Below are 7236 nucleotides of genomic sequence, written 5' to 3' on the forward strand. Positions count from 1 at the left end.
CGGTATCCATCAGACGTTCACCGTTTTCCGTTTTCAGGCTGCCAGCTCCGCCGACTACCAGTATGCGCTCTGCGCCGGAACGCCGGGTTCCTTCCAATAAAGAACGGGTTGCTTCGAGCAATTCTTCCTCGGCTCCAAACTTGGGACCGTAGGCGCTAATAATGGCATCATGTCCTTTCGCCACGGCTGTTACGGAATTGGGATTCAAAATATCCGCTTGAACAACCGTCAAATATTCACTTTGCTCCGTCATACGCTGCGGATCACGCACCGCCGCCGTCACCTGATACTTGCGCTTGATGGCCTCCTTCACCAATGCTTGACCAATGGTTCCTGTTGCTCCAAAAATAATGACTTTCATATGTCCTTGCCTTCTTCCTGTCTATAATTTCCTTACTATTACTTATCCGCTTCGGCCCTTGCTCAAACCCCGCCCGGCTGCCGCCAGTACATCCCTTCCGATCCAGGGCTGGTCAATTGAAAGCCAAATTGCGCATACAAGCGGTCAGCTGGCTTGTCTGCGATCAGCGTCGCAAAGCTACCCGCTGGAACCTCACATTTCAAATAGGCCATAATCTTTTCCATAAGCTTACGCCCGTATCCTTTTCCCTGATGGGAGGGCTTGACTGCAATATCCGTCAACGCTCACCCGGCCCATGCCGATCAATTCCTGCCCGATCCGTAGCGTCAAGGCAAACAGGCTGTTCGGCAGGCCCTTGGTTGCAGCTTCTTCTGTAATCTGCGTCAGACCCGCCTCCTTCCGCAGTGTCCGATACTCTTCAACGGATGGAACGACGTACTCCACGCGAAGCTGCCCGTCCGGGGGATTCGACCTTTTATGATGTTCTGCGGTATTCTCGACATGCTCGTTCATACTGAATCTCCCCTCCCTGCTTATCATCTTGTCTATTTTACCAAAAAATACTCCATATATCTCTGTCAGACGTGACCAAGCCCTTGAAATGCCTGTGTGGTCTGTGCAATAGTGTAGAAAGAACAATGGAAGGAGGGATTGCGGGTGTCCCCGACGGACTTCGCGGCATTGACCGCATATATCTCACCCGGTCTGATTGCCGTCCTGCTGGCATTGTCTTTGCTGGTATGGCTGTATGTTCACAGCGCAGCCCAGCTTCGAAATTCGCGTCAGCAGCGGCTGTATGAATTACAGGAATCGCTACGTATCTACGGACGGTTGGCAGGCTATCTCCAAACCTCCACTCAAAACGGCATAAGCAGCAGTGAAACGCGCCAGCATCAGAATGGACTGATTCATGCCCTTCAGGAAGCGAAGGCTGCTCCCTATTTAACCCCTCACCTTCAGGAACAGGTTCAGGCATCTCTAAGAGAATGTGACGCATTCCGCAGGGAATTGCTTCTCAAATCACTGGAGCGCGAAATGAACAAGCTGATCGACGAACGTCGACTTGTTCTGCTGGAATCGCATGCTCCGGGCTGGGGAACGGCTTTATGGAAGCTGCTGCGTCCCGCTGCCGGGCCTTTGGCGCTGGCGGGTATAGTGTGGCTAATCTCACGGCTGATTGTGGAACTTATGTCGTATAGTACAATCTATAATAGTCTGCCCGAAGCTGTCCCATCTGCATCCTGGCTCATATGGTGTACATGGATGAGATTTGCTTCCGGCTTGATCGCCCTGCTGTACGTATATCGGTTGATGACCCTGCGCAGACAAAATGATCTGGATGTGACGGCATCCCATTTCCCGACAAGCCTGTTGTCGATGGTGATCGCCGCCGTTGCCCTGTTTCAATGGATCGGACCGGAGGCTTCTCCCTACATACTGGTTGTGCAGCTTGCCCTGTTTTTGATCGGCTTCCGACTCACCCAGGGACGCTCACGAAGTGATCGCCCTTATGTCGGTCATCCCGGCTTGATGAAGGCCGATCCTTCTCAGCATCAGGAAATGCACACGGCAGACAAAGACAGAACGTCCGACTCTTCTTTGGCGGAGGAGAATAGCCGTTCCTAAACGTCAAGCGAAGCAGGATCATATATAGCATGAACGTTCAACCGCATACCCTCGCAGGACATCCCGACAGACACCGAATGGTTTTTATGGGGTGTCCTGTTTTTTGAACAATTTTAGGCTTTTTGATAGGTTAAGCTTGTGCCGACAATCAAGGAAAGGGTATATTGTTTATATAAATGTAAATCATATCGTTTTTTATGTATGAATATTGAAAAAAATCCATATATGTTAAACTATCATCAATTGTTGATGTGCGTTAGAATTGGAGGAACTATGCAACTGGACATTTCTGAAAAATCACTTCCCGTATATGAAGCGCTGGCCAGCGAGGTACGGCTGAACATGATTGTTCTGCTTGCGGAGAAGCCTATGAATATACGCGAGCTGGCGGAAGCACTGGGACTAAGCAGTGCCATCATGACCATGCATGTTAAAAAGCTGGAGAGGGCGTCCATTATTTCGACCAAAATGCTGCCCGGACGCGGTGGCGTTCAGAAGGTATGCTCACTGGCTACGGACAAAATTGAAATAGCCATGCCCCGCTATCAGCAGGATGTACGGCAATTTCATCAGACGGAGATTTCCGTCGGGCACTTTACGGATTTTGAAATTCAGCCGACCTGCGGGCTGGCTACCGTCGAGAAAATTATCGGAGAATTCGACGAGCCTCGTTCATTTCTGGACCCTGAGCGCTTCAATTCCAAAATTCTGTGGTTTAGCCAAGGATATATGGATTATAAAGTACCGAATTTCCTCCTGTCCAGCCAAAAGGCCGAGGAGCTGGAAATTTCGATGGAGCTATCGTCCGAGGCCCCTTTTACCAATGACAACTGGCCTTCGGACATTACCTTCTTCCTGAACGATGTGAATCTGGGGACTTGGACCAGCCCGGGAGATTTCGGCGATAACCGGGGAAAATACACACCTGCATGGTGGCCAGATTTTATCAACCAATACGGTCTGCTCAAAAGACTTCGCGTTACGTCTGAGGGTACCTTTATGGACGGCAAGCAAATATCCAATGTGACCTTAAGCCAGGTGCTGATTGATCAGAAGCAATGGAAATTCCGCATTGCCATTCTGGATGATGCCAAGCATGTTGGAGGGGTTACCCTGTTCGGTACTGGCTTCGGTAACTACAATCAGGACATTCTGTTCCGCTTGTACTACAAGCCTGCGGAAAACCATACGAAAACAGCAACGGTAGAAGCTGGCAACAGCAGCAAATAAACTTTCAGACCATTTCCTTCTCAGACCCTAAAACACGGCGCTTTGCTTGCCCCATGCGTTCATGGCAAGCAAAGCGCCGTGTTTTTATTTTTTCATCTTGTTCTAACGTGTCTTTTTTCCATACGCTATGACTGCCGCACAGGTTCAATGCATACAGGTGAAGGAACTTCCAGCACATATCCTGTTCGAGTCAAGCGTCCGTCATCGCCGTGAATAGCAAAGGATACGATATTATTCCCGTCCTGATTCGCGACAACCAGATACCCGGACAGGACGTTGAAGTTACGCGGCGTGCTGCCAAAAGTCTCCACCCATTCAACCGTCTCCAGCTTGCCGCTGTCCAGATCGACATGGTAAAGCACGATGCTGTTATGCCCCCGGTTTGACACGTACAGATAGCGTCCACAAGGCGTAATCCGAATGTCCGCGGCTGTATTTTCCACATCTATGATGCCTTCCGGCAGTGTGGACAAGCTTTGAAGCAATTGAAGCTCCCCGCTGCGTTCGTTGTAGCTAAATACAGCGACAGTATTGTTCAGCTCGTTAGCCACAAAGGCATAGGGACGCGAAGGATGAAAGACCAGATGACGCGGACCGGAACCGGGCGGCAGGTCTGCCTCACGATGGGTCACCAGTTTCCCGTCTTCCGTCAAACGGTATACCACAATCTGATCCAACCCCAGATCACATATCATTGCATACTGTCCTGAAGGATCAGGAATAATCGAATGCGGATGTGCCGCATCCTGACGGTCCTGACGAATACCTGAGCCGGTATGTTGAACCTGCCCCGACATTTCCCCCAACCCGCCAGCTTCCGTCACCGGGAATACCACAGCATTACCGCCTGAATAATTGGAAGCCATTACATACCGTCCATCTGCTGTCACCGAAACATAGCAAGTATGCGCCCCTTCTGTACCTTTTCGATCCAATGGGTGCAGTTCTCCCGTCTGCGCATGTACCTGATACGCGTACAACTCACCTTCCTCTGTTTCACTGGCGGCATACAGCTTCGTTCCATCCGGATGCAGTGCCAGAAATGAAGGCCGCTCGATTCCTTCCACGCCTCCAATGATGCGCAAATCACCGTTTTCCACATGTAAAGCGCATACATAAATACCTCTATCATCGCGAGACGCATAAGTTCCTGTATAAAATAACTGTTCATTCCGCTCTTCCATCGGCTCTCGTCTCCTTTGGGCTGTTGCCCATATTTTATCGAGTTGTATTTCATTCCTGCGTCTTCTTCATAAACTCATCATGCATTATTACCCAAGATTCAGTCGTTTCATTAACGATTTCGCTATGTATACAAAAAATAGTCTCCTTCGGCGCGATCTGTGGTTCACAAGAACAAATCACATTTCACGCCAAAAGAGACTACGTTTACAGGAAAAATAACATTAAACCGCTGTCGTTTGCGTACCTTTGCTGTTCCATTTTACAGCCAGCCCCAAACTAAGAATGAGAATGGCCGCCCCGAAAATGTACGGCAAATTGATATGCACCTCAAACAGCGTACCCGCCAGCGCAGGTCCCAAAATATTACCGATACTCATATAGGCATTGTTCATCCCGGCTGCAACCCCCTGCTCGTCCCCGGCCATTTTGGATAAAGCCGTATTAATGGCTGGTCGCAGCAGCGACGTAGCAGTAAAGAAGATGAGCGATACCCCGAGTACATAATAAAAGTTGCCAGAGAGCAGCATGAGCACAAGTGAAATCGCGGAAAACAGAAAGGAGCCGATAATAACACCCTTTTCGCCAAAACGATTCAACAACGGACTGATCACAACCGCCTGAATCACCGTTCCGACCAGCGCCCCTACCGTAATAATGATGGCAATATCACGCTCATTGTAATGAAACTTGCCTGTCACGAAGAAAGGAAACATCGTTTCAAAATGCGTCAGCCCAAAGGTTAGGGTGAAAATCATAATCAACAGCATGAAGTACGGCTTGCGAAAAGAAAGTGCAAACTGCTTAATGACATTGTCGCGCTTGACTTTGACATTCCGGAATTTCAACTGGTTCTCCATCGACAAGGTTTCAGGCAGCAATATCAACGAAATCAGCGCAGCTACACCCGATACCCCAGCCGAAACGTACAAAGGCGTGCGAATCGAGATATCTGCTAGCAAGCCACCCACGCCAGGGCCGATAACAAACCCAAGAGACATGGCCGCGCCCAACAAACCCATTCCCCGACCGCGATTGTGTACTGTCGTAATGTCGGCGATATAAGCCATCATCGGAGGAATCATAAAGGCAGCCCCTGCGCCTCCGAGCAAACGGGATATATACAGCATCGTCAACGAATGCCCAATGGCAAATAATACTGAAGAAATCGTCATGATCACCAAACCGATAATGATCATTTTTTTGCGTCCGTATTTATCGGACCATTCACCAGCCAACGGTGAAAACAGAAACTGGGTCAAGCCGAACACGGCAACCAGGTAGCCTCCCGTTTCACCAGTGCCTCCCAGGGAACCCATGAATTTGGGGAGGATCGGAATGATGAGGCCAATTCCCAGCATGGCAATAAACATATTAATCATCAAAATGACCAACGGCCCCATTTTCAATTGTGATTCTGACATGTTGCGTGTTGTCCTCCTAAGGTTATTTATTTCGCCTACGAAAATCTTATTTTGCAACTATTAGTTCAAAACTCTCCACTATATTAATAGACCCACGAGCAAATAACAATCATAAATCACACTAAGCAGCTTGCATTTGGCATCGTGAAGCACGTAGATAACTCTTCTGCATATATTATATACAAACATGCGTTCTATATTCAATACACAAAAAAAAAGGCACTGCCCGTATAACATTAGCAGAATCCTGATTTTAAATTTAGCGCAAAGGAGCTTGATCCCAATCTGCTATATGCAATTCATAAAAGTTACCTATCGTGCCACTCGCGCAGACGGATGGTGCTTCGCTTGTACAGCACCATTCCGTCTATTAAGTTTTCCATGTACATTTTTTAGTTCAGCTTACATATTTGACTATAACTACAAGCATTCCATTCTTCTTACTTCCACTTGGCATTTCAATCCACACACTCATATAGAGTGCGACCTTGGATCGTCTGATTGAGTTGGATATTAAGCTTCAGAAGGACGAGTTGTAAATCAGTATAGTATTTCCACTAATTAATTCATAAAAATGGATTTAATAAACATCATTATGATTATTTTGTAATAAAGATTAAAAACATGGAATTTTTTAGTAGAATGAGGTGGTAGTTAAATATAAGGAGGAATAATCTGTGAAGAAGAAACATTTAATTGCATCAGCCTTATCTTTAGGTTTACTAGGAGGGGCTGTTGCCGTACCCAATGCAATTTTTGCGGATTCCGATGCTGTAAGTAATTCCGCAAATCCATCGACTTACGCGACCAAAGATAAGGCGAAAACACCTGGTAATCATGATGTGGGTCTTTTTAAAACAAAAGACCTTTTTAATGTGATCCTTGACGGCAAGTCGCCATTAACAGAGTTCTCCATATCTCCTGGATATGGTCATGTTAAGATGCGTGTAAAAAACAGCACCAAGGCGACGCTTACTTTTACCTTAAAGCATGTCAATAGTGGAGATTATTTACTTACCAAGTATGTGGGTGCTGGTGAAACATTTAATTGGTATAGCACGAATGGGTTTCCAAACGGAATGCGCTCAGGAGACTATGAAATACAGTGGCATGCTAGCGGAGCTTATGTAGACGCCTCAGCATGGGCTATCTCAGCCAATAGCCCAGATGAACTTTAATTAACCAGGCACTCAAACAAACAAAGAAAGCTCCAACCTTTTCCGGTTCGGGGCTTTCTTTGTTTTGTATCTCAAAAGGGCGTAGTTTAAATGAGTCCGGTATCTTTATATTCGTTGGGGGTGGAGATTGTGTAACATGGCGAGAGAACGGAGTCCTGAGCGGGGCAAGGCAAAACAAATGTGGCTGGAGAGCGGCGGGACGATGAAGCTAAAAGACATCGCCGCCGCTCTTTCT

At 47.5% G+C, this 7236-nt stretch carries 7 protein-coding genes and 1 pseudogene; 4 read left to right on the plus strand and 4 right to left on the minus strand.

Going from position 1 to position 7236, the window contains the following annotated elements; all coding sequences use genetic code 11:
• Both L696_RS0123385 and L696_RS0123390 read right to left on the minus strand, forming a co-directional pair.
• On the minus strand, window positions 1–361 hold a 361-nt coding region (locus tag L696_RS0123385), incomplete at its 3' end, for an NAD(P)-dependent oxidoreductase (protein WP_025685809.1).
• 62 nt (window positions 362–423) lie between these two features.
• Window positions 424–874, minus strand: a pseudogene (locus L696_RS0123390) (GNAT family N-acetyltransferase).
• A gap of 144 nt (window positions 875–1018) precedes the next feature.
• Here L696_RS0123390 and L696_RS0123395 point away from each other — a divergent pair.
• Window positions 1019–1987, plus strand: a complete 969-nt coding sequence (locus tag L696_RS0123395; RefSeq protein ID WP_025685810.1) for a flagellar export protein FliJ — start codon at window positions 1019–1021, stop codon at window positions 1985–1987.
• A gap of 273 nt (window positions 1988–2260) precedes the next feature.
• Window positions 2261–3217, plus strand: coding sequence for an ArsR/SmtB family transcription factor (locus L696_RS0123400; RefSeq protein WP_025685811.1), 957 nt, complete (start codon window positions 2261–2263; stop codon window positions 3215–3217).
• Between the two features lie 125 nt (window positions 3218–3342).
• On the opposite strand, the gene L696_RS0123405 is transcribed toward L696_RS0123400, so the two are convergent.
• Window positions 3343–4401, minus strand: coding sequence for a lactonase family protein (locus tag L696_RS0123405; RefSeq protein ID WP_025685812.1), 1059 nt, complete (start codon window positions 4399–4401; stop codon window positions 3343–3345).
• Window positions 4402–4623: 222 nt separating this feature from the next.
• A complete protein-coding gene (locus tag L696_RS0123410) occupies window positions 4624–5823 on the minus strand; it encodes an MFS transporter (RefSeq protein ID WP_025685813.1) in 1200 nt (399 codons plus the stop codon).
• 677 nt (window positions 5824–6500) lie between these two features.
• Here L696_RS0123410 and L696_RS0123415 point away from each other — a divergent pair.
• Together L696_RS0123415 and L696_RS32410 are read left to right on the plus strand one after the other, a co-directional pair.
• A complete protein-coding gene (locus tag L696_RS0123415; RefSeq protein ID WP_025685814.1) occupies window positions 6501–7001 on the plus strand; it encodes a hypothetical protein in 501 nt (166 codons plus the stop codon).
• A 136-nt stretch (window positions 7002–7137) separates the two neighbouring features.
• A partial coding sequence (locus tag L696_RS32410; protein WP_081750784.1) for a phage terminase small subunit-related protein occupies window positions 7138–7236 on the plus strand: 99 nt, incomplete at its 3' end.

The organism is Paenibacillus maysiensis, assembly GCF_000520815.1.
Lineage (GTDB): Bacteria > Bacillota > Bacilli > Paenibacillales > Paenibacillaceae > Paenibacillus > Paenibacillus maysiensis.

What these genes read in the sequence shown, in the direction of transcription:
- L696_RS0123405 (WP_025685812.1), bottom strand. Translation starts at nt 4,401, where the DNA reads ATGGAAGAGCGGAATGAACAGTTATTTTATACAGGAACTTATGCGTCT.
- L696_RS0123410 (WP_025685813.1), bottom strand. Translation starts at nt 5,823, where the DNA reads ATGTCAGAATCACAATTGAAAATGGGGCCGTTGGTCATTTTGATGATT.
- L696_RS0123400 (WP_025685811.1), top strand. Translation starts at nt 2,261, where the DNA reads ATGCAACTGGACATTTCTGAAAAATCACTTCCCGTATATGAAGCGCTG.